Origin of the sequence: Streptomyces sp. NPDC001315 (genome assembly GCF_042896175.1) — a bacterium.
Classification (GTDB): Bacteria; Actinomycetota; Actinomycetes; order Streptomycetales; family Streptomycetaceae; genus Streptomyces.
Genome location: NZ_JBIAWZ010000055.1, coordinates 1 through 1,864 on the forward strand (window position 1 = coordinate 1; position 1,864 = coordinate 1,864).

The 1,864-nt window shown below is 71.0% G+C and carries 2 protein-coding genes; both read right to left on the reverse strand.

Annotation, left to right across the window (positions count from 1 at the left end):
- Positions 1–762 (reverse strand): SDR family NAD(P)-dependent oxidoreductase, encoded by a 762-nt coding sequence (locus ACFY16_RS43075; protein WP_390652683.1) that lies wholly within the window; start codon positions 760–762, stop codon positions 1–3.
- On the reverse strand, positions 759–1,820 hold the full coding sequence (locus ACFY16_RS43080) for a zinc-binding dehydrogenase (protein ID WP_390652684.1): 1,062 nt from the start codon (positions 1,818–1,820) through the stop codon (positions 759–761). Before ACFY16_RS43080 ends, ACFY16_RS43075 begins: the two co-directional genes overlap by 4 nt.
- Positions 1,821–1,864: the final 44 nt, after the last annotated feature.

Here is a 1,864-nt window from a genome sequence, read left to right on the forward strand (position 1 = left end):
TCATCGGCCGAGCCATCCGCCGTCGACGGGCAGGACGATGCCGTGGATGTAGGCGGCGGCGTCGGAGGCGAGGAAGACGGTGGCGCCTGCCAGGTCGTCCGCGTTGCCCCAGCGTCCGGCGGGGATGCGGTCCAGGATCGCGCGGCTGCGCTGCGGGTCGTCCTGGAGGGCCTGGGTGTTGTCGGTGGCGATGTAGCCGGGCGCGAGGGCGTTGACGTTCACGCCGTGCGGCGCCCATTCGTTGGCCAGTGCCTTGGTCAGTCCGGCGATGCCGTGCTTGGCGGCGGTGTAGCCGGGCACGGTGATGCCGCCCTGGAAACTGAGCAGCGACGCCGTGAAGATGATCTTCCCCTGTCCGCGGGCCACCATCGACGTGCCGACCGCCCGGCTCAGCACGAACTGCGCGGTGAGGTTGACCTGGAGCACCGACTCCCAGTCCGCATCAGTGTGTTCGACGGCCGGAGCACGGCGGATGGTGCCCGCGTTGTTGATGAGGATGTCCACCGGCCGCCGGCGCCCGGCCAGGTCCGCACCCAGAGCCCGCACCGCCTGCGGATCAGCGAAGTCGGTGCGGATCGCCTCGAAGGACCGCCCCGCGGCGTGCACGTCCTTCTCCACCGCGCTGCCGGATGCCTCCAGGCCGGCGCTGACGCCGATGACGTCCGCGCCGGCCTCGGCGAGCGCGCGGGCCATGGCCCGGCCGATGCCGCGCCGCGCCCCGGTGACCACGGCAAGCTTCCCCGTCAGATCGAAGACGGTCATACGGCCACCCCCTGGGCGTCGTGCAGGTGACCGGTGCCGGTGGTGCAGTCCACGAGGATCTTCATCACGTCACCGCCGCCCTCCAACGCCTCGAACGCGGCGGGTGCCTGCGTGAGGGGGACGACCTTGCTGATCAGCCGCCCGGCCGGGATCGTGCCGTCCGCGACCAGGGCCACCGCACGCTCGAAGTCACCACGGTCATACAACCGGGCACCCACCAACGTCAGTTCGCGCCAGAAGAAGCGGTGCAGGTTCACCTCGCGGGGCCGGGGATGAATGGCCACGAGACACAATCGGCCACGCACTCCCAGCACCTCGACCGCGGTGTCCACACCACCCGCCGCGCCGGACACCTCGAAAGCGACATCCGCGCCCGCCTCCCCGCTCCACTGCCGCACCAGTGCCGCCACCTCGTCCGCGGCCGGGTCCCACGCCGTCAGCCCCAACTCCTCGGCCAGCAGCCGACGGTGCGCGCTCAGTTCCACCACCCGCACCTGCGCACCCGCGGCCCGCGCGACCAGCGCGATCAGGATGCCGACCGGCCCGCCACCGACCACCACGACCTTCTCACCCTCCCGCACAGCGGCCCGGCCCACGTCGTGCACGGCGACCGCGGTCGGCTCGACCAGCGCGGCCCGGTCCAGAGGAAGGGACTGCGGCAGCCTGACCAGCGTCGAGGCGGGCACGGTCCAGCGCTGCTGCATCGCGCCCGGGGAATCGATGCCGATGAAGTCCAGATGCTGGCAGATGTGCTGATGGCCCGCACTGCAGGCAGGACAGGTGTCGTCCCAGCGCAGGGGCATCACCGTGACCGCGTCACCGGCCTGCCAGCCCTCCACACCCTCACCGACGCGTACGATCCGGCCGGACATCTCGTGTCCCAGGACCGCGGGCGCGGCGACCCGGGCATCCATGTCGCCATGGAAGATGTGCAGATCGGTACCACAGATACCGACAAACGCGGGAGCCAGCTCCACCTCACCCGGACCGGGCGGCACGCTCGGCGCGGGAGCCGTGTCCAGAGTACGGGCGGAAACATAACGGACAGCAAGTGTCATCGCGGACTCAGGGTCCCTTCAGCGCGAACACCAATGGTCAGCAG